We start from the raw sequence: 19,476 nt of genomic DNA, 5'->3' as shown, positions 1-19,476 counted from the left end.
ACCCCCACGCGGGTCACTTCCTGTCGTGAGCTGTCCCCCGAGGGAGCAGGTCTGCCTTGGGGCGGCCCGGCGGCCGTCTGATCGCACACATGAACGCCACCAACAACGACGATGACGCCGCCCTTGTGCGGGCCTACCTGACCCATGTGCGGGTGGAGAAGCGCCTCGCGGAGCGCACGTTGGCGCTCTACACCCTCGATCTGGAAAAACTGGTGCAGCAGGCGCAGCTCGCAGGCGTGGCACTGCGCCAGGTGCAGAACGCCCACATCCGCCGCTGGGTGGCACAGATGCACAGCGGCGGGCGCAGCGCGCGCGGCATTGCACTCATCCTCTCGGGCTGGCGCGGCCTCTATGTCTGGCTCGGCCACCAGGGCCTGATCGACCACAACCCGGTGCAGGACGTGCGTGCCCCCAAGGCGGGTAAGCCGCTGCCCAAGGCACTGGGCGTGGACGAATCGGTGCAGCTCGCCTCCTACGAGAAAGAGGCCGACGACCCGCGGCTGGAAGCGCGTGACCGCTGCATCACCGAGCTGCTTTACGGCTGCGGTCTGCGCATCGGTGAGCTGGTGGGGCTGGACGCGACCGCCAGCAGCAGTGCACGCGGCTGGATCGACGCACAGGCCGGTGAGGCGCACGTGCTGGGCAAGGGTTCCAAACGCCGCAGCGTGCCGGTGGGACGCGCCGCGCTGGCCGCGCTGGATCAGTGGATGGCCTTGCGCGGCGACTGGGCGAAGGACGACCCGGCGCTGTTCATCGGCAGCCGCGGCCAGCGCCTCACGCCGCAACACATCCGCGTGCGGCTCAAGCGCCGCTCGCTGCTGGCGGGCCTGGCCACGCCGGTGCACCCGCACATGCTGCGCCATTCGTTCGCCAGCCACGTGCTGCAGTCCAGTGGCGACCTGCGTGCGGTGCAGGAACTGCTGGGGCATGCCAGCATCAGCACCACGCAGGTCTACACCCGGCTTGATTTCCAGCACTTGGCGCAGGTCTACGATGCGGCCCACCCGCGGGCGCTGACGCGTGCCGGTGATGCGGGCGGTGATGGCCCCGCACGCACGCCCGCGGTGGAGGTGGCGCCAGCGCGCAAGCCCGGGCGTTGACCGGCCAGCAGTGCCGGACCTGGATGCCCGGGTGATGGGGTCGGGTTATCCCTGTTGGATTTGCCGGCCCAGCCCCGACAATCGCTCTATAAGCAATTGCTTTTTAATCCTTGGAGACCACCATGCTCAAGTTTCTCATTGCCCTCAAGTCGCTGCTGCTCGCGGGACTCATGGCCACCTCGCTGTCGGCGCAGGCGGCCGACGACGTCATCAAGACCGTCTACCACATGAGCGAGGGTATTCCCCAGGCCTCGCGCGCCATCAACAACATCCGCAACCACCTGGCGGCCGACCCCAAGGCCAAGATCGTGGTCGTGGCCCATGGCCTGGGCATTGACTTCCTGCTGGACGGCGCCACCAACCAGATGGAGCAGCCCTTTTCCGGCGCCATCGGCGAACTGGCGGCCAAGGGTGTGGAGTTCCGCGTCTGCAACAACACACTGGTCTCGCGCAAGATCGATCCCGGCAAGGTCGCGATGGAAGCCAAGATCGTGCCGTCGGGTGTGGCCGAAGTTGCCCGACTGCAGGCACGCGAAGGTTTTGTCTATCTGCGGCCGTGAATTGACCCACCCCCGCGCCGCGCCCAGCGGCGCGTCACCCCCTCAAGGGGGCGATGCGAGTGGCCCGGCAAAGCCGGTTCCACCGCATCCTGGCGTAGAGCACATCGCGCCGGAGATGTGTTGGATGGTCTGAGGGGGCGTTGAACCCAGGGCACCGCCGGGCCGGCTTTGCCGGACGGCCAGTGCCGCCCCCTGGGGGGTGACGCCGCAGGCGGCGCGGGGGGGGGACAATAGGCCACATGAAAATAATTCGACTCAAGCCCGGGAAAGAGCGCTCGCTGCAACGCCGCCACCCTTGGGTGTTTGACGGCGCGGTCGCCCGCGGTGGCGGCGATGCCGGGGAGACCGTGCGCGTTGAGGGCCACGAGGGGCAGTTCCTCGCCTGGGGTGCGTTCTCGCCGAGCTCGCGCATTCGCGTGCGCGCCTGGAGTTTTGACGAGGCGCAACGCATCGACGCCACTTTCTTCAGCGACACGCTGGCGCGTGCTATCGCCCTGCGCACGCGTCTGGGAATCCAGAGCAACGGCATCCGACTGGTGCACGGCGAGTCCGACGGCCTGCCTGGCCTGATCGTGGACCGCTACGGCGACACGCTGGTGGCGCAGTTCACCGCCTGTGGCGTGGAGCGCTGGAAGGCGGTCATCGCCGACGCGCTGATCGGACTCACCGGCTGTCCGCGCCTGTACGAACGTTCCGACACCAGCAGCCGCAAGCTCGAAGGCCTGCCCGATGCCACCGGCTGGCTGCGCGGCAGCGGCGAGACGGCGTTGGAGCTGCAGGAACACGGCTGGCGCCTGGGCCTGGACATCGCTCAGGGCCACAAGACCGGCTACTACCTCGACCAGCGCGACAGCCGCCTGGCGCTGTGCGAGTACACGAAACGCCTGGGGTTTGCCCAGGTGCTCAATTGCTTCAGCTACACCGGCGGCTTCAGCGTGGCCGCGCTGGCGGGCGGGGCAGGGCACGTGACCAGCATCGACTCGTCCGGCCCGGCGCTGGAGCAGGCGCGCGCCAACCTGCTGCTCAACGGGCTGAATCCGGCCCAGGCCAGTTTCATGGATGCCGACGTCAACACCTCGTTGCGCCAGTTCGTGGCCGAAGGCCGCAGTTTCGACGCCATCGTGCTCGACCCGCCCAAGTTCGCGCCCACGGCGGCCCACGCCGAGCGCGCGGCCCGCGCCTACAAAGACCTCAACCGCCAGGCCTTCAAGCTGCTGACCCCGGGCGGCGTGTTGTTCACCTTTTCCTGTTCCGGCGGCATCGGCGTGGAACTGTTCCACAAGATCGTGGCCTCGGCCGGGCTGGACGCTGGTGTGGACGGCGCCATCCTGCAGCGCCTGGGCGGGGCTTGTGACCATCCGATGACGATCAACTTCCCCGAAGGCGAATACCTCAAGGGCTTGGTGGTGATGAAAAAGGCGTAGAACCAACAGGTCGCATACACTCCCCCGCTGTCGCGTTCCCGTTCCCCCGTTGCCGGAGTTTTTCCCGCCATGTCCCTGATCCCCGCCACCATCCTCACCGGCTTTCTTGGTTCGGGCAAAACCACGCTGCTCAAGCGCGTGCTGACCGAGGCGCACGGCCAGAAGATCGCTGTGATCGAGAACGAGTTCGGCGAAGAAAACATCGACAACGAGATCCTGGTCGCCGACACGCAGGAAAACATCATCCAGATGAGCAACGGCTGCATCTGCTGCACCATCCGCGACGACCTGCGCGCGACGCTGCAGGACCTGGCCGAGAAGAAGCGCAAGGGTGAACTGCAGTTCGACCGCGTCGTGATCGAGACCACCGGCCTGGCCGACCCCGGCCCGGTGGCACAGACCTTCTTCATGGACGACGAGGTCGCCGAGCAGTACCTGCTCGACTCCATCCTGACCCTGGTGGATGCCAAACACGCCGCCCAGCAGCTCAACGACCGCCAGGAAGCGCGCCGCCAGGTGGGCTTTGCCGACCAGATATTCATCAGCAAGGCCGATCTGGTGGACAAGGATGAGCTGGACGCGCTGATTCACCGCCTGAAACACATGAACCCGCGCGCGCCCATGCGCCCGGTGCATTTCGGCGAGGTGGCGCTGAACGAGGTGTTCGACCTGCGCGGTTTCAACCTGAACGCCAAGCTCGACATCGACCCGGACTTCCTCAAGGTCGAAGACGAGCACGACCATGGGCATGAGCACCACGATCACGAGCATGGCGAAGCCTGCGACCACCCCTCGCACCAGCACGGTCACGAAGGCCACGGTCACCACCACCATCACGACGACGATGTGAAAAGCTTCGTTTACCGCACCACCCGGCCCTTCAACCCGGCCAAGCTGGAAGATTTCCTGGGTGCCATCGTGCAGGTGTACGGTCCGCGCATGCTGCGCTACAAGGGCGTGCTCGACATGCAGGGCACCGACCGCAAGGTGATCTTCCAGGGCGTGCACCAGCTCATGGGCAGCGACCTCGGACCGGCCTGGGCCGAGGGGGAGCCAAGGGTGAGCAAGATGGTGTTCATCGGACTCGATCTGCCGCGGGACATCCTGGTTCAAGGATTGGACCAGTCGCTGGTGTGAGCCGGAGATCACCCGTTTCCACCCCCAGAATCCGCCCTGAACGTGCTGTTTGTCTCGCTTCTCCAACGCCTTGGCTTCCGATCGGATGCCATGTCAGTGCCCACTACGTCGTCATCGTTACAATCGCGCCCCAAGTCGGGCGCCCAACGTCCGGCCAGGTCTGCTTCAAGCCTGCGGGCCGAGCGCGGTCCGGCGTCGGACCGCAAACGGGGTATAACAACAAAGCAGCCGGCGCAGCCGGCGTATGGTGACGCGCCGCAGCCACTGGTTGGCGGCAGCGCACAGCCCCGAGTCCAGGCATTGACAGGCACTGAGAGGAGACCCCTTGTGAAAGCCCCGGCTACCAGGACAGCGAAAACCACCCCAACCGCGACCAAGGCGGCCAAGGGGCAGGTATCGCCGGTGTCGACCAAGAAGAAGCCAGCCGTGCCATCAAAATCCGTGCCGAAAGCGCCCGCCAAGGCCGTGACCAAAACCCCTCCCAAAACCGCTGTGAAGTCAGGGCGTGCGCCTTCGGTGGTCAGCAAGCCGGTCGCCAAGAAGGCTGCGCCCGCCAAGAAGGCGCCTGCTGCCAAAACGGCGGGCAAAGTTGCTCCCAAGGCCGTGGACGCCCGCGCGAGCGCGGCAGCCAAGACATCCATGGCGGCGAAAACGCCGACCAAGGTGACACCGGCTGCGAAAGGCCGGCCAGAAACCAAGGCGGTCGCCACCTCTGCGGCAACCGTCCCATCCAAGCCCACCCGGCCCGTCGCCACGGTGGCGTCGGCGCCTGTTGCCAAGCGCCCCCCTCCCGCTCCCGCGCCTGTTGTGGTCGAATCAACGCCTCGCCCTCTGGGCAAGCGCGCGGCCAAAAAGGTGATGATGGAGCAGATGACGCAGGCCGCGGTGGTTCCCACCCACGCACCCGATGCCGTCAAGGCGACCTTCTCCACCATGAACGAACGCGTAATGACCCCTCCCGTGCCATCCTCCATCCAGAAAGACCCCAAGCGGGTCAACAACTGGAAGAACCTGCCGGTTGAGCAGCTGACCGACCCGGACGTGCAGGCCATGCCCGACGACGAGTACATGAACGAGGTGCAGCTGGCGTTCTTCCGCCGCAAGCTGTCGCTCCTGAAGGCCGACATGCTGGCCAACGCTGGCGAAACCACCGAACACCTGCGGGAAGACACCGTGGTCGTTCCCGACCCGGCGGACCGCGCCACCATCGAAGAAGAGCACGCGCTGGAACTTCGGACCCGTGACCGCGAACGCAAGCTGCTCAAGAAGATCGAGCAGGCGATTGCCCGCATCGACGCGGGCGACTATGGCTATTGCGAGGAAACCGGTGAAGCCATCGGCGTGGCACGGTTGATGGCCCGCCCCACCGCCAGCCTGTCGCTTGAAGCCCAGCAGCGCCGTGAACTCAAGCAGAAGATGTTCGGGGATTGATCCCCGGTCCGGAAACACGACAACACCAACAACCCCTCGGCGCTGAGCTTTCATGTCCAAGGACGACTCCAACGGCGGCTTCCTGTCCAAGGTGGTGAAGTTCGTTCGCCATCCGACCACGAGCTGGTCGGATCTGGACACCCGCAGTGTGGACCGCGAGAGCGAGTACAGCAAAGCGGCCCTGAAGGAAATGATCGAGCGCAAGCGGCGCAACGACTTCGTGCGCAAGCGCGAGTTCGATATGCTGCGCAAGATCCGCAGCCGGGAAGGTCCCGTTGACGGCGGGCAGGGGGTGCGACCCTCGTTCTTCCAGAGCAGCCTGCCGTCCAAGCCGGACGACAGGGCGATGACGCTCAAGAAGATCGACGAGATCGAGGCCCAGATGTCGATGCAATGGTGGAAAACCAAGGGGCCTGACTCCCTGACCACCAGTTCCAGCCTGAATTCGGGCGCACACAGTACCGGGGGCACACCGCTCGATCGCAAGGGTTCTTCCAAGAAGACCGAAGCTCCGGTCGACCCCCAGGCCCGGCGCCGCGCTGCGCAGTACAACGAGACCGAAGCCTCCCCCCTGGTTGATTCGGTCACCATGTCACCGGCACCGCCACCGCCCCCCGCACCCGGCGTGGGCGGCACGACGGCCGCGCACACCGGACAGGCGCCTCGGCAGGACAGTGTGCCATCGGAGAACACGCCAGCGCCGGCACCCGCGGCAGCCGCCGCGCGCACCGGCCTGATGGCTCCCACGCTGCGTGGTGAGCTGGGTGGATCGGGCCCGGCCTTTTCCGCTTCGCACTTCTTTGCGCTGGACGTTCACGAAATCGCCCAGGATCCGGAGGTGGAAGAAGCCGCCATCCGTTTTGCCAACGGCGACGATGCAGGGGCCGAACAAGGCTTGCTGGACACACTGGGGGAGGCCCAGGGTGGCGAAGACCGCCTCGACAACTGGCTGGCCCTGTTCGACCTCTACCGGGCCACAGGCCAACTGGCGCCGTTCGAGAGCCAGGCGCTGGATTTCGTGAACCGTTTTGGTCGTTCTGCGCCGCAGTGGGAGGACATGCTTGGGGCGGTGTCGGCCATGACCGGCAAGGCCTACAAACCGTCGGTGACCAATGGCCGCGCGGTCTGGGCGAGCGAGCCCGAACTTGATGCGCACGCGGTGGGCACCTTGCAGAACGTGCTGTTGCGGGCCAACCAGCCCTGGGTACTGGACTGGGAGCCGCTGGAGGCGATCGATGTCAAGGCGGCCCGTGCGCTGCTGGGTATCTTCACCCTGTGGGGTGATCAGGACGTGGAGCTGTGCTTCATGGGGTCGAGCACGCTGCGCGATCTGCTCAAGTCCATGACGCCCTCAGGCCGGCGCGATGTGGAGCAGCTCTGGTGGGAGTTGCGCATGGCCGTGTTGCGGGTCATGAACCGACCGGACGAATTTGAGTTGACCGCACTGGACTTCTGCGTCACCTACGAGGTGTCTCCGCCAGGGTGGGAGACGCCGCGTTGCCATTTCCGTGCCTTGTCGGGCGGATCTCCGGAGAATGGCTCGTCCGTGCTGGGCGAGGTGGTGCTGGAACAGGTGCCGTCGGTGTTCCCGGGGGACTCCGTGATGGAGAGTCTGAGCTCCGGGCTGAATCAGCTCGGTCTGGTGGAGCTGTCGGGCGAGATCCGGGGCGATCCCCAGGCCACGCTGGAAACCCTGGAGCAACGGTTGCAGGGCGCCGATGTGCTCATCATTTCCTGTCGCAACCTGATCCGAGTGGATTTTTCCGCGGCAGGCACCTTGCTCAACTGGGTTTCGGGCCACCATGCCGAAGGCCGCATGATCCAGTTCGTGGACGCTCACCGCCTGGTGTCCGCCTTTTTCCACGTCATCGGTATCACCGAATACGCCAAAGTGGTGGTGCGGAACGACTGACCTCCCGCGCCGCAGGGGTCTGACTCACCCCCGCCGCGCTGCGCGCAACCCCCTTCAAGGGGCGGCACTGGCGGCCCGGCGGAGCAGGTTCCGCTGTGCCCTTGCTGGGGCATGTCGACTTTCTGATGCACTTGAGATCAATCCGATCATCCCAATCTACTATCCCCTATGGAATCATTTCACGGAACCACCATCGTCTGCGTACGTCGCGAAACGCCTGAAGGCGTGCAGGTCGCCATCGGTGGTGATGGCCAGGTCACCTTGGGCCACATCGTGGTCAAGGGCACCGCGCGCAAGGTGCGCAAGCTCTACCACGACAAGGTGCTGGCCGGGTTTGCCGGTGCCACGGCGGACGCCTTCACGCTGTTTGAACGTTTTGAGGCCAAACTCGAAAAACACCAGGGTCACCTGGTGCGCGCAGCCATCGAGTTGACGCGCGACTGGCGCACCGACCGCGTGTTGCGCCGGCTGGAAGCCATGCTGGCCGTGGCCGATCACAGTGCCGCGTTGATCATCACCGGCAATGGCGACGTGCTGGAGCCGGAACACGGGGTTGTTGCCATCGGTTCGGGGGGCGCCTACGCCCAGGCCGCTGCCCGCGCCCTGACGCAGCACACGGCCCTGAGTGCCGAAGAGGTGGTGCGGCAATCGCTTGCCATCGCGGGCGAGATCTGCATCTACACCAACATGAACCACACGATCGAAACCCTGGATTGAGCGAACACATGTCTTCAATGACTCCCCAGGAGATCGTCTCCGAACTCGACCGTTTCATCATCGGCCAGAAAGGCGCCAAGCGCGCCGTGGCCATCGCGCTGCGCAACCGCTGGCGCCGCCAGCAGGTGGACGAGAAGCTGCGGCCCGAGATCACGCCCAAGAACATCCTGATGATCGGCCCCACCGGTGTCGGCAAGACCGAGATCGCGCGCCGGCTGGCCCGGCTCGCCGACGCGCCCTTCATCAAGGTCGAAGCCACCAAGTTCACCGAAGTGGGCTATGTGGGCAAGGACGTGGACGCCATCATCCGCGACCTGGCCGAGATCGCGGTCAAGCAGACCCGTGAAGTCGAGATGCGCAGCCAGCGCGTGCGTGCCGAAGACGCGGCCGAGGAACGCATCCTTGATGCCCTGTTGCCGCCACCGCGCAGCACGGGTGCCGAACCGGTGGTCGTTCCCGAAAGCACCGCACGGCAGAGCTTTCGCAAGAAACTGCGCGAAGGACAGCTCGATGACCGGGAGATCGAGATCGAGCTGGCGGAGCCTCGCCCCACGATGGAGATCATGGGTCCCGCCGGCATGGAAGACATGGCCGAGCAGTTGCGCGGCATGTTCAGCCAGATGGGGCAGGACAAGCGCCGCTCGCGCAAACTCAAGATCGCCGAAGCGATGAAGCTTCTCATTGACGAAGAAGCGGGCAAGCTGGTCAACGAGGAAGAGATCAAGACGCGCGCGCTGCAGAATGCCGAGCAGAACGGCATCGTCTTCATTGACGAGATCGACAAGGTGACTTCGCGCAGCGATGCGGGTGGCGCCGAGGTGTCGCGCCAGGGCGTGCAGCGCGACCTGCTGCCGCTGGTGGAGGGCACGACCGTGTCCACCAAATACGGCATGATCAAGACCGATCACATCCTGTTCATCGCCAGCGGCGCGTTCCACCTGTCCAAGCCGAGCGACCTGATTCCCGAGTTGCAGGGGCGTTTTCCGATCCGGGTCGAACTGCAGTCGCTGTCGGTGGACGATTTTGAAGCCATCCTGACCCAGACCCATGCCTCGCTGGTGCGCCAGTACCAGGCCTTGCTGGCCACGGAGGGCGTGACGCTGGAGTTCATGCCCGAAGGCATCCGCCGCCTGGCGCAGATCGCCTGCGACGTGAACGAGCGCACCGAGAACATCGGCGCGCGCCGTCTGGCCACGGTGATGGAGCACCTGCTGGACGAAGTGAGTTTTGGTGCCACCGGGCTGCAGGGGCAGACGGTCCAGGTGGATGCGGCCTACGTGGACGGTCGCCTGGGCGAGCTCAGCCGCAATGAGGACTTGTCCCGCTACATCCTCTGATACGGTTTCGCCTTGCCGTGCTGCAGCACTGTCTGCGGCTCCGGCCTGGTTCTGCGCCTGAATGCAAAACCGTATGAGGTCCACGGACCCCGCGAAACCGCGTTCGCCCGCCCGGCGACCGCGGTTTTCTTCTTGTGGGCGGTGAGCGCCCGACCCACGGCGCCGGGCCCGCCTCGCGCCGCCCATTCCGTCCGTCGGGAATCCCTGGGTGTAACAGGGCTTTCAAGCATCACATGCAGAGGCGCTCGTAAGTGCTTGCTTTTGCTGCATTTTTGAGCAATAAATGCTTCAAAATGTGTTCTAAGTGCTTGATTTTATTGGAGAAATTTTTCAGCCGCCGGCTTGCATGCGCTTGAATTCCTGATAAAGTGGAAAAAAGTGCAATTAAGTGGTGAAAAGTGTTTTCCAAGGGCTGATCACGGTGTTCCAGGGTGCTTCCTCTCTCAGTCTCGATGCCAAGGGTCGGCTCTCCATGCCGACCCGGCACCGTGACGCCCTGGGAACGGCCGCTGGTCAACTCACGATCACCAAGCACCCACACGGGTGCCTGATGGTATTCCCTCGCGACGAGTGGGAAAAGTTCCGTGCCCGCATCGCCGCCTTGCCCATGGATGCGCAATGGTGGCGGCGCATTTTCCTGGGCAACGCGATGGACGTCGAGATGGATGCGTCGGGTCGCGTGCTGGTTTCGCCCGAACTGCGTGCCGCCGCCGGCATTGCCAAAGACGCCGTGTTGCTGGGCATGGGTTCCTACCTGGAACTGTGGGATGCCCCGACCTACGCCGCCAAGGAGGCCGAAGCGATGCAGGCCGAGATGCCCGATGTGCTCAAGGATTTCTCGTTCTGAGGCCCCATGGTTCAAGACGCATGGCAACACCAGACGGTTCTGCTGCACGAGGCTGTCGACGCCTTGGGCATCCAGCCGGACGGCCACTATGTCGACGCCACTTTCGGGCGGGGTGGGCACTCGCGCCTGATCCTGGAGAAGCTGTCCGCGAGCGGGCGCCTCACGGCGTTCGACAAGGACCCGCAAGCCGTGGCGGCTGCGCAGGAACTGGCGGCCAGCGATGGCCGCTTTTCCATCCGGCACCAGGGTTTCTGCCATCTGGGCGAACTGGGGGCCAGCACGGCAGACGGGGTGCTGATGGATCTGGGCGTGAGTTCGCCCCAGATCGACGACCCCGAAAGGGGTTTTTCTTTTCGTCACGATGGACCTCTGGACATGCGCATGGACACCACGCGCGGCCAGAGCGTGGCTCAGTGGCTGGAAACGGCCGAAGTCTCCACCCTCGCGGAGGTGATACGTGAATATGGCGAAGAACGGTTTGCTCAACAGGTTGCAAAGGCGATTGATCGTCGCCGACAGGAACGGGGCCCTCTTCGAACCACCCGCGAGCTGGCCGAAGTCGTGGCTGGCGCGGTCAAAACCCGCGAGCCGGGCAAGGACCCTGCAACGCGCACATTTCAGGCTTTTCGGATTTTCATCAACGCCGAGCTTGAAGAGCTGCAACAAGCGCTAGAGGCCAGCCTGCATGTCTTGCGTCCCGGAGGTCAACTGGTCGTGATCAGCTTCCATTCGCTGGAAGACCGCATGGTCAAGCAGTTCATGGCACGCCACTCGCGCGCCGTGGTGGACCGCCGCGTGCCCTTCGCCGAGCCGGCCGAGATGCAGCTGGTCCGGGTGCGCCGCGTGATGCCTTCGGCCGCCGAGGTGCAGGGCAACCCGCGTTCGCGCAGCGCCGTGATGCGCGTGGCCGAGCGCACGGAGGCGCCGGTATGAGCGAGAGGGGCCGTTCATGATCCGCCTCAACCTCATGCTGCTGGCCGCGGTGATGGTGAGCGCCTTTTATCTGGTGCACACCCAGTACGAATTTCGCCGGCTCTACACCGCGGTGGACCGGGCCCAGTCGCAGTCGCGCCGGCTCGAAGCCGACCACGAGCAGCTGCGTGTGCAGAAGCAGGCACAGGCCACATCGGCGCGCGTGCAGCAGATCGCCACACGGCAGCTGAAGATGCGGCCGGTCAATCCCGGCATCACGGAGTACGTGAGCTTGCATGAGGCCCCCGCGGTCGCGGCAGGGCAGGAGGGTCGGCCATGAGCCCGCGCGGCAGCCGCAGCATCAACTACAGCGCCAGTCCCCTGCTGGCGAGCAAGACACCGGTCTGGCGCAGCAAATTCATCGTTGCGGCACTGGCTTTGGCGTTCGTCGGTCTTGGTGCTCGCGCGGCGTATGTGCAGGTGTTCGGCAACGACTTTTTCCAGCGCCAGGGTGAGGTGCGGTTCGCACGCACCCTGGAGCTGCCGGCCAACCGGGGCCGCGTGCTCGACCGCAACGGCCTGATCCTGGCGACCAGCGTGGTGGCGCAGAGCCTCTGGGCCATTCCCGAGGACGTGGACAAGGCCGACCCGAAGCTCAAGACCCTGGCCAAGCTGCTGGGTCTGCCCTTTTCCGAGCTGAAGAAAAAGCTGGCCAACGAGGACAAGACTTTTGTCTGGGTCCAGCGCCAGGTGGACGAGCCCCTGGCCAAGGAAATCGCCGCGCTGGGCATCAAGGGCATTTACCAGACCCGCGAGTACAAGCGCCAGTACCCCGAAGGCGAGGCCGCGGCCCATGTGGTGGGTTTCACCAACGTGGAAGACCGGGGGCAGGAGGGCGTGGAGCTGGCCTTCAACAAGCAGCTGTCGGGCCGCAACGGTTCGCGCCGGGTGATCAAGGACCGCCTGGGCCGCGTGGTCGAAGACGTGCGCGATGTGGTCCCACCGGTGGACGGTCCCGACCTGCAGCTCTCCATCGACAGCAAGGTGCAGTATTTCGCTTACCAGAAGCTGCGTGACGCGGTGCTCGCGCACAAGGCCAAGGCCGGCAGCGTGGTGGTGCTGGACACCCAGACCGGTGAGATCCTGGCGCTGGCGAACTACCCGAGCTACGACCCGAACCGGCGCGCCAGGCTCAGCGGCGAACAGTTGCGCAACCGCGTGCTGACCGACAGCTTTGAACCCGGCTCCACGATGAAGCCTTTCATCGCCGGGTTGGCGCTGGACAAGGGGCTGGTCCGACCGGAGACGCAGATCCAGACCGCGCCCGGCCGCATCATGATCGGGGGCTCCAGCATCGGCGACGCCCACCCGCACGGCATCCTGACGGTCAACGAGATCATCCAGAAATCGAGCAATGTGGGCACGGTCAAGATGGCCATGCAGATGCATCCGCGCGAGATGTGGGAAATCTTTGCCCAAGCGGGTTTCGGCCAGAAACCCCATGTGCCCTTCCCCGGCGCGGTGAGTGGACGCCTGCGCCCCTACAAGACCTGGCGCCCGATCGAGCAGGCGACCATGAGCTACGGCTACGGGCTCTCCGTGTCGTTGTTCCAGCTGGCGCAGGCCTACACCATCTTCGCGCGCGATGGCGAGCTGATCCCGGTCACGCTGCTCAAGGCCGAGACACCGGCCACCGGTGTGCGGGTGTTCAGCGAAAAAAACACGGTGGCCGTGCGCAAGATGCTGGAAATGGCCACCGGTCCCGGTGGCACGGCGCCCCAGGCCCAGACCATGGGCTATTCGGTGGGCGGCAAGACCGGCACGGCCCACAAGCAGGAAGGCAAGGGCTATGCGGCCAAGAAGTACCGCAGCTTCTTTGTCGGTCTGGCGCCGGTGGAAGCGCCGCGCATCGTGGTGGCGGTGATGGTGGACGAGCCCAGCAACGGACAGTACTACGGCGGCCTGGTGGCCGCCCCGGTGTTCAGCGAAACCGTGCAGCAGACCCTGCGCATCCTGGGCGTGCAGCCCGACATGAACGTCAAGCCGCAGATCGTGACCGAGATCGTGGAGGAGTCGTTCTGATGCAGACGATCCAGCATCCCCAGGCCGTGGCCGGTTGGCTGCGCGAGCGCGTGCGCGGGCATCTGGATTGCGACAGCCGCCGTGTGCAGCCGGGCGATGGCTTCGTGGCCTGGCCCGGTGCCGCCACCGACGGGCGCCGTTATGTGGCGGGTGCGCTGCAGGCGGGGGCGGCGGCGGTGCTGGTCGAGCGCGAAGGCGTGGAAGCCTTCGAATTCGATGACGAGCGTGTGGCGGCGGTGCCCGGGCTCAAGGCGCAGGCGGGCCCGATCGCGAGCGCGTTTTATGGCGAGCCCAGCGTGGGGCTCGACGTGGTGGCTTTCACCGGCACCAACGGCAAGACCTCCAGCGCCTGGTGGATGGCCCAGCTGCTGTCGGCGGTGGGCCGCCCTTGCGCGGTGGTGGGTACCCTGGGCATTGGCCAGCCGCCGCTGGCGGGGGACGAGGGCCACGCCCTGGTGCCCACCGGTCTGACCACGCCCGACCCGGTGCTGCTGCAGGCGCGCCTGCGGGGCATGGTGGACGCGGGACTGCAAGCCTGCGCCATCGAAGCCTCGTCCATCGGACTGATCGAGGGGCGTCTCAACGCCACCCAGATCCGCGTCGCAGTCTTTACCAATTTCACGCAGGACCACCTGGACTTCCACGGCAGCATGGCCGACTACTGGGCCGCCAAGGCCGCCCTGTTCGACTGGCCGGGTCTGGCCCATGCGGTGCTGAACCTCGACGATCCACAGGGCGTCCGGCTGGCATCCTTGCTGCGGGGCAGGGGTCTGGATCTCTGGACGGTGGGCATCGAGGCCGTGGGCGGTTCAGACGTTCCGCGGGTCTTCGCGCGCGACATCGGGTTCACCGACCACGGCATGCGCTTGACCGTGGGCGAGCGTGACGCAACGGGTGATGTGGTCGAGTCCCATGGTTTGAGCCTGCCGCTGGTCGGCCTGTACAACGTGTCCAACCTGCTGGGTGTGCTGGCCTCCGCCCGCGCGCTCGGTGTGTCGCTGGCCGACGCGGTGCGTGCCTGTGACGCGCTCACGCCGGTGCCTGGCCGCATGGAGCAGGTGGCGGTCGCAGCGGGCCAGCCGCTGGTGCTGGTGGACTACGCCCACACACCGGATGCGCTGGAAAAAGCCTTGCAGGCGTTGCAGCCGCTGGCGCTGCAGCGCGGCGGTGCCCTCTGGGCGGTGGCGGGTTGCGGTGGCGACCGCGATGCCGGCAAGCGCCCGCTCATGGCCGCCGTGGCCGAGCGCGAGGCGCAACACGTGGTGTTGACCAGCGACAACCCCCGTACCGAAGACCCGCTGGTCATCCTGAAACAGATGGTGGCCGGACTGTCCGAACCCGGAAAAGCGCTGGTCGAAGCCGACCGGGCCGCGGCCATCATGCTGGCGGTGCAGCGCGCCGCTGCGGTCGATGTGGTGCTGATCGCGGGCAAGGGCCACGAGGACTACCAGGACGTGATGGGTGTGAAAAAGCCGTTCTCCGATCTGGTGCAGGCGCGCGAGGCGCTTGTCCAGCGCGCCGCAGCGCCGGGAGCTTCCGCATGAAGAACTTGAACCAGCTGATGCTGCAACTCGGTGGCGCCCGTGCCGTGGGAGCGCACGGTGCGGCCGTCCTGCGCGTGCACACCGACACCCGCAGCCTGCAGCCGGGGGACCTGTTTGTGGCCCTCAAAGGCGAGCGCTTCGATGCGCACGACTTCCTGCCGCAGGCGCGCGCTGCCGGTGCCGTGGCCGCTATCGCTCACAGTGGCCTGGCGGCTGCCGGCCTGCCGGGCGTCGAGGTGCCCGATACGCGCCTGGCGCTGGGCGAGCTGGCCCGTCTGTGGCGCGAGCAGTTCAGCCTGCCGCTGATCGCCGTGACCGGCAGCAACGGCAAGACCACGGTGACGCAGATGGTCGCGGCCATCCTGCGCGCCGCGGCTGGCGATGCCGCCCACGCCACGCAAGGCAACCTGAACAACGACATCGGCGTGCCGCTCACGCTGCTGCGCCTGCGCGAGACGCACCGGCTGGCTGTGATCGAACTGGGCATGAACCACCCGGGCGAAATCGCCTACCTGGCCGCGCTGACCCAGCCCACGGTGGCCCTGGTCAACAACGCCCAGCGCGAGCACCAGGAGTTCATGGGAACGGTCGAAGCCGTGGCGCGCGAAAACGGGCAGGTGATCACGGCCCTGCGCAGTGGTGGTGTGGCCGTGTTCCCCAGCGACGACGAATACACCTGGGTCTGGCGCGAACTGGCCGCGGGGCAGCGCGTGCTGACCTTCAGCGACAGCGATGCGGCCGCCGATGTGCGCGCGCTCAGCACCGACTGGTTGGACGGTGCCTGGGCATTGCGCTTCACCACGCCGTCGGGCGAGCAGGCTTGCCGCCTGCGCATCGCCGGCCGGCACAACGTGCGCAATGCGCTGGCGGCGGCGGCCTGTGCGCTGGCGGCGGGGGTGTCGCTCGCCGACATCGGACGCGGGCTGGACGCATTCGAACCTGTGGGTGGCCGCTCGCGCGCGCTCTCGCTGGCGCTGCCGGACCGCCATGTCACCCTGATCGACGACACCTACAACGCCAACCCCGATTCCGTGGTCGCAGCCATCCAGGTGCTGGCCGAACTGCCCGGCCCGCGCCTGCTGGTGCTGGGCGACATGGGCGAGGTGGGTGAACAGGGCCTCGCCTTTCATCTCGAAGTGTTGCGCCTGGCGCAGGCCAGTGGCATCGAGGCCGTTCACTGCGCGGGCGACTGGATGCAGCAGGCCGTCACCGCCCTGAACGCCGCCGGCGAAAACGCCCCCACCCACTGGAGCGACGTGCCCGCACTGGCCGTGCATGCGAGCGCCCTGGTCGCGGCCACGCCTGCGCCCGCGGTGCGCAGCGTGCTGGTGAAGGGCTCTCGATTCATGCGCATGGAGCGCGTGGTGCAGGGCCTGTTGGCCCTGACCGCGCCCGCGCAACAAGAACAAAAGGATTCCACCCATGCTGCTTAGCCTGACCCAATGGCTGCAGAGCCTCGGACCCGAATTCGGGTTCCTGCGGGTCTTTCAGTACCTGACCTTCCGCGCCGTGATGGCCGCGCTCACCGCGCTCATCGTCGGTCTGGTGGCGGGTCCGTTTTTCATCCGCCGTCTGGCTGCGCTCAAGATCGGTCAGCCGATCCGCGAATACGCCATGCAGAGCCACATCAGCAAGGGCGGCACCCCGACCATGGGCGGTGTGCTGATCCTGTTTGCGATCGCCCTGTCCACGCTGCTGTGGTTCGACTGGTCCAACCGCTTCACCTGGATCGTGCTGCTGGTCACGCTGGGCTTCGGCGCCATCGGCTGGGTGGACGACTGGCGCAAGGTGGTCCACAAGGACCCCGAGGGCATGCGCTCGCGCGAGAAGTATTTCTGGCAGTCGGTGATCGGTCTGGTGGCCGCGTTCTACCTGGCCTTCAGCGTGGCAGAGACCAGCAACCTGCGCGTGCTGCAGCTGTTCTTCAACTGGGTGGCCTCGGGCTTCACGCTCGAACTGCCGCCGCGTGCAGGCCTGATGGTGCCCTTCTTCAAGGAAGTGGCCTACCCGCTGGGCGTGTTCGGCTTCGTGGTCATGACCTACCTGGTGATCGTGGGGTCGAGCAACGCGGTGAACCTCACCGACGGGCTGGACGGTCTGGCGATCATGCCGGTGGTGATGGTGGGATCGGCGCTCGGCGTGTTCGCCTACGTGACCGGCAGCGCCGTGTTCTCGCGCTACCTGCTGCTGCCGCACATTCCCGGGGCGGGTGAACTGCTGATTTTCTGCGCCGCCATGGCCGGTGCCGGTCTGGCCTTCCTGTGGTTCAACACCCACCCCGCACAGGTCTTCATGGGCGACGTGGGCGCGCTCGCGCTGGGTGGCGCGCTGGGCACCATCGCCGTCATCGTGCGCCAGGAAATCGTGCTGGCCATCATGGGCGGCATCTTTGTGGTGGAGGCGCTGTCGGTGATGCTGCAGGTGAGCTATTTCAAGTACACCAAGCGCCGCTTCGGCCAGGGCCGCCGCCTGTTCCAGATGGCGCCGCTGCACCACCACTTCGAGAAAAAGGGCTGGAAGGAGACGCAGGTCGTGGTCCGTTTCTGGATCATCACCATGCTGCTGTGCCTGGTCGGTTTGTCGACTTTGAAACTCCGATGAACGCGCTCAAAGACCAACACGTTCTCATCCTCGGTCTGGGTATTTCCGGCCTGGCGATGGCGCGCTGGTGCGTGCGCCACGGGGCGGTGGTGACGGTGGCCGACACGCGCGAGAACCCGCCTTCGTTGGCGGCCTTGCGCGCCGAGTGCCCTCAGGCGGCCTTTGTGGCAGGTGCCTTTGACGACAGCCTGCTGGTGCGCCAGCCCTGGAACGTGATCGCGCGCAGCCCCGGCCTGCCGCCCGAACAGCTGGCACCGGCACGCGCCTGGGCGCAGCAACACGGTACCGCATTCGTTGGCGAGCTCGACCTGTTTGCACAGGCGCTGCAGGACCTGTCGGCGCGCGAGCGCCTGCCCTACAAACCCCAGGTGCTGGCCATCACCGGCACCAACGGCAAGACCACCGTGACCTCGCTCACCGGCCTGCTGCTGCAGCGCTGTGGCCTGAACGTCGCTGTGGCCGGCAACATCGGCCCGGCGCTGCTGGACGTGCTGGGCGCGGCGCTGGACGCCGAAGCGCAGGCCGAGGCCGCCGAGCGGGCGGAAGCCGAAGCGGCACAGCAGGCCGAGCAGGACAGGCTGGACGCACAGTCCGCCGCCGAACCGTTGGCGCTGTCGCCTGCCGGGGACGTTTCCGAGCCAGCACCCGCCGAAGACGGCGCCCGGCCCGTTCTGGAAAACCAGGACGAATTGTTGCCCGCTGACGCAGAAGAGCCCTTGTCGGTTCCGGGCGAAGACGACGACGCACCGTTGATGCTGGTGCCGCCACCCATCGAGCCGCCGGCGCCCCCGCACCTGCCCGTGGTCTGGGTGCTGGAACTCTCCAGCTTCCAGCTCGACGGCACCGCCGGGGGCGCCTGGGACAGTGTGCCCACGGCAGCCACCGTGCTCAACATCACCGAAGACCACCTGGACTGGCACGGTTCGTTGGTCGCCTATGCGCAGGCCAAGGCCGCGGTGTACGGCGCGCGGGCGCTGATGCTGCTGAACCGCGACGACGCCCAGGTCATGGCCATGAAACCGGGCAACGTCACCGTGAAGGTCGGCGGCCGCAACCGGCAGCAGCCGGCCCGGCCTTACGCCACCTTCGGCCTGGAGACGCCCACGCGCCCGGGCGACTGGGGCATCGAGTCGGTCAACGGCATGACCTGGCTGGTGCGCGCTCTCGCGCTGGACGAAACGCGCAAACGCGGTCGTGCGGCGGACGAGGACGATGAGATCTACTTCCAGCGCCTGATGCCGGTGGATGCCCTGCGCATCCGTGGCCGCCACAACGCGGCCAACGCGCTGGCCGCGCTCGCGCTGGCCACCTCCACCGGCGCGCCACTGGGTCCGATGCTGCACGGCCTGCGCGAGTACCGCGGCGAGCCGCACCGCGTGGAGCCGGTGGCCATCATCAACGGGGTCGAGTACTTCGACGACAGCAAGGGCACCAACGTGGGCGCGACGCTGGCCGCCATCAATGGTCTGGGTGCCGACCGGCGCCTGGTCGTGATCCTGGGCGGTGACGGCAAGGGCCAGGACTTTGCCCCATTGGCCGGGCCGCTGGCGCGCCACGCGCGTGCCGTGCTGCTGATCGGCCGCGACGCGGCTGCCATCCGTGCCCAGGTGGCGCAAGTCGTCGAGGACGCCGGTATCCCTCTTCTGGACGCCAGCAGTCTGCCCGGGGCCGTCGCGCTGGCGGCGCAGCAGGCGTTGTCGGGCGATGCGGTGCTGCTGTCACCCGCCTGCGCCAGCCTGGACATGTTCAAGGATTACAAGCACCGCGCCGCGGTCTTCGTCGAGGCGGTGACCGAGCTGGCCCATGAACAGGGCGTGGAACTGGAGGGCGGGTTGTGAGCCATCGCCTGCACAACACCTTGAACCGCCTGCG

The 19,476-nt window shown here is 66.4% G+C and carries 17 protein-coding genes; 16 read left to right on the top strand and 1 reads right to left on the bottom strand.

Annotated features, from left to right (window positions below; genetic code table 11):
- Positions 1-89 precede the first annotated feature (89 nt).
- The 8 genes from ACN5W5_RS11505 to hslU all read left to right on the top strand — a co-directional run bounded on the left by ACN5W5_RS11505 (position 90) and on the right by hslU (position 9,618).
- Positions 90-1,100, top strand: coding sequence for a tyrosine recombinase XerC (locus ACN5W5_RS11505; RefSeq protein WP_420048643.1), 1,011 nt, complete (start codon positions 90-92; stop codon positions 1,098-1,100).
- A 122-nt stretch (positions 1,101-1,222) separates the two neighbouring features.
- Positions 1,223-1,660 carry a DsrE family protein gene (locus tag ACN5W5_RS11500; protein WP_420048642.1) on the top strand — a complete coding sequence of 146 codons (438 nt, stop codon included), beginning with the start codon at positions 1,223-1,225 and terminating at the stop codon, positions 1,658-1,660.
- Between the two features lie 239 nt (positions 1,661-1,899).
- Entirely contained in the window at positions 1,900-3,084 is a 1,185-nt protein-coding gene (locus tag ACN5W5_RS11495) for a class I SAM-dependent rRNA methyltransferase (RefSeq protein WP_420048641.1), read from the top strand.
- 69 nt (positions 3,085-3,153) lie between these two features.
- A complete protein-coding gene (locus tag ACN5W5_RS11490; protein WP_420048640.1) occupies positions 3,154-4,221 on the top strand; it encodes a CobW family GTP-binding protein in 1,068 nt (355 codons plus the stop codon).
- 42 nt (positions 4,222-4,263) lie between these two features.
- Complete coding sequence (gene dksA / locus ACN5W5_RS11485) at positions 4,264-5,652, top strand: RNA polymerase-binding protein DksA (RefSeq protein WP_420048639.1); 1,389 nt, start codon at positions 4,264-4,266, stop codon at positions 5,650-5,652.
- A 52-nt stretch (positions 5,653-5,704) separates the two neighbouring features.
- Complete coding sequence (locus ACN5W5_RS11480) at positions 5,705-7,564, top strand: STAS domain-containing protein (RefSeq protein WP_420048638.1); 1,860 nt, start codon at positions 5,705-5,707, stop codon at positions 7,562-7,564.
- Between the two features lie 168 nt (positions 7,565-7,732).
- Positions 7,733-8,281: an ATP-dependent protease subunit HslV gene (gene hslV / locus ACN5W5_RS11475; RefSeq protein WP_177132194.1), complete on the top strand. Its 549-nt coding sequence runs from the start codon at positions 7,733-7,735 to the stop codon at positions 8,279-8,281.
- A gap of 8 nt (positions 8,282-8,289) precedes the next feature.
- Complete coding sequence (hslU, locus tag ACN5W5_RS11470; protein WP_420048637.1) at positions 8,290-9,618, top strand: ATP-dependent protease ATPase subunit HslU; 1,329 nt, start codon at positions 8,290-8,292, stop codon at positions 9,616-9,618.
- Between the two features lie 229 nt (positions 9,619-9,847).
- Here hslU and ACN5W5_RS11465 read toward each other — a convergent pair whose 3' ends face one another.
- Complete coding sequence (locus tag ACN5W5_RS11465; protein ID WP_420048746.1) at positions 9,848-10,159, bottom strand: hypothetical protein; 312 nt, start codon at positions 10,157-10,159, stop codon at positions 9,848-9,850.
- On the opposite strand from ACN5W5_RS11465, the gene mraZ reads away from it, so the two are divergent.
- The 8 genes from mraZ to murD are packed head-to-tail and all read left to right on the top strand — an operon-like array spanning position 10,040 to position 19,442.
- The gene (gene mraZ / locus ACN5W5_RS11460; protein WP_177132753.1) at positions 10,040-10,465 is read left to right on the top strand and encodes a division/cell wall cluster transcriptional repressor MraZ; all 426 of its coding nucleotides are present in this window, start codon (positions 10,040-10,042) and stop codon (positions 10,463-10,465) included. The two genes, ACN5W5_RS11465 and mraZ, sit on opposite strands and share 120 nt — an antisense overlap.
- A gap of 6 nt (positions 10,466-10,471) precedes the next feature.
- A complete protein-coding gene (gene rsmH / locus ACN5W5_RS11455; protein ID WP_420048636.1) occupies positions 10,472-11,398 on the top strand; it encodes a 16S rRNA (cytosine(1402)-N(4))-methyltransferase RsmH in 927 nt (308 codons plus the stop codon).
- A 16-nt stretch (positions 11,399-11,414) separates the two neighbouring features.
- On the top strand, positions 11,415-11,717 hold the full coding sequence (gene ftsL, locus ACN5W5_RS11450) for a cell division protein FtsL (protein ID WP_290970153.1): 303 nt from the start codon (positions 11,415-11,417) through the stop codon (positions 11,715-11,717).
- Positions 11,714-13,459 carry a peptidoglycan D,D-transpeptidase FtsI family protein gene (locus ACN5W5_RS11445; protein ID WP_420048635.1) on the top strand — a complete coding sequence of 582 codons (1,746 nt, stop codon included), beginning with the start codon at positions 11,714-11,716 and terminating at the stop codon, positions 13,457-13,459. Before ftsL ends, ACN5W5_RS11445 begins: the two co-directional genes overlap by 4 nt.
- Positions 13,459-15,003, top strand: a complete 1,545-nt coding sequence (locus ACN5W5_RS11440) for a UDP-N-acetylmuramoyl-L-alanyl-D-glutamate--2,6-diaminopimelate ligase (RefSeq protein WP_420048634.1) — start codon at positions 13,459-13,461, stop codon at positions 15,001-15,003. The genes ACN5W5_RS11445 and ACN5W5_RS11440 overlap by 1 nt, the downstream gene beginning before the upstream one ends.
- Complete coding sequence (locus ACN5W5_RS11435; RefSeq protein WP_420048633.1) at positions 15,000-16,436, top strand: UDP-N-acetylmuramoyl-tripeptide--D-alanyl-D-alanine ligase; 1,437 nt, start codon at positions 15,000-15,002, stop codon at positions 16,434-16,436. Before ACN5W5_RS11440 ends, ACN5W5_RS11435 begins: the two co-directional genes overlap by 4 nt.
- Positions 16,426-17,604, top strand: a complete 1,179-nt coding sequence (gene mraY, locus ACN5W5_RS11430) for a phospho-N-acetylmuramoyl-pentapeptide-transferase (protein ID WP_210823846.1) — start codon at positions 16,426-16,428, stop codon at positions 17,602-17,604. Before ACN5W5_RS11435 ends, mraY begins: the two co-directional genes overlap by 11 nt.
- The gene (gene murD, locus ACN5W5_RS11425; protein WP_420048632.1) at positions 17,601-19,442 is read left to right on the top strand and encodes a UDP-N-acetylmuramoyl-L-alanine--D-glutamate ligase; all 1,842 of its coding nucleotides are present in this window, start codon (positions 17,601-17,603) and stop codon (positions 19,440-19,442) included. Before mraY ends, murD begins: the two co-directional genes overlap by 4 nt.
- The last annotated feature ends 34 nt before the right edge of the window (positions 19,443-19,476 follow it).

It is taken from the genome of Hydrogenophaga sp. ZJX-1 (genome assembly GCF_048590325.1).
Lineage (GTDB): Bacteria > Pseudomonadota > Gammaproteobacteria > Burkholderiales > Burkholderiaceae_C > Hydrogenophaga.
The sequence above is the reverse complement of the archived record's forward strand: the minus strand, read 5'-3'. Positions and strand labels throughout refer to the sequence as shown.

Bases quoted from the DNA above. Each gene is read 5' to 3' on its own strand.
- ACN5W5_RS11505 (WP_420048643.1), top strand. From the start codon at position 90: ATGAACGCCACCAACAACGACGATGACGCCGCCCTTGTGCGGGCCTAC.
- ACN5W5_RS11500 (WP_420048642.1), top strand. From the start codon at position 1,223: ATGCTCAAGTTTCTCATTGCCCTCAAGTCGCTGCTGCTCGCGGGACTC.
- ACN5W5_RS11495 (WP_420048641.1), top strand. From the start codon at position 1,900: ATGAAAATAATTCGACTCAAGCCCGGGAAAGAGCGCTCGCTGCAACGC.
- ACN5W5_RS11490 (WP_420048640.1), top strand. From the start codon at position 3,154: ATGTCCCTGATCCCCGCCACCATCCTCACCGGCTTTCTTGGTTCGGGC.
- ACN5W5_RS11480 (WP_420048638.1), top strand. From the start codon at position 5,705: ATGTCCAAGGACGACTCCAACGGCGGCTTCCTGTCCAAGGTGGTGAAG.
- hslV (WP_177132194.1), top strand. From the start codon at position 7,733: ATGGAATCATTTCACGGAACCACCATCGTCTGCGTACGTCGCGAAACG.
- hslU (WP_420048637.1), top strand. From the start codon at position 8,290: ATGTCTTCAATGACTCCCCAGGAGATCGTCTCCGAACTCGACCGTTTC.
- rsmH (WP_420048636.1), top strand. From the start codon at position 10,472: ATGGTTCAAGACGCATGGCAACACCAGACGGTTCTGCTGCACGAGGCT.
- ftsL (WP_290970153.1), top strand. From the start codon at position 11,415: ATGATCCGCCTCAACCTCATGCTGCTGGCCGCGGTGATGGTGAGCGCC.
- ACN5W5_RS11445 (WP_420048635.1), top strand. From the start codon at position 11,714: ATGAGCCCGCGCGGCAGCCGCAGCATCAACTACAGCGCCAGTCCCCTG.
- ACN5W5_RS11440 (WP_420048634.1), top strand. From the start codon at position 13,459: ATGCAGACGATCCAGCATCCCCAGGCCGTGGCCGGTTGGCTGCGCGAG.
- ACN5W5_RS11435 (WP_420048633.1), top strand. From the start codon at position 15,000: ATGAAGAACTTGAACCAGCTGATGCTGCAACTCGGTGGCGCCCGTGCC.
- mraY (WP_210823846.1), top strand. From the start codon at position 16,426: ATGCTGCTTAGCCTGACCCAATGGCTGCAGAGCCTCGGACCCGAATTC.
- murD (WP_420048632.1), top strand. From the start codon at position 17,601: ATGAACGCGCTCAAAGACCAACACGTTCTCATCCTCGGTCTGGGTATT.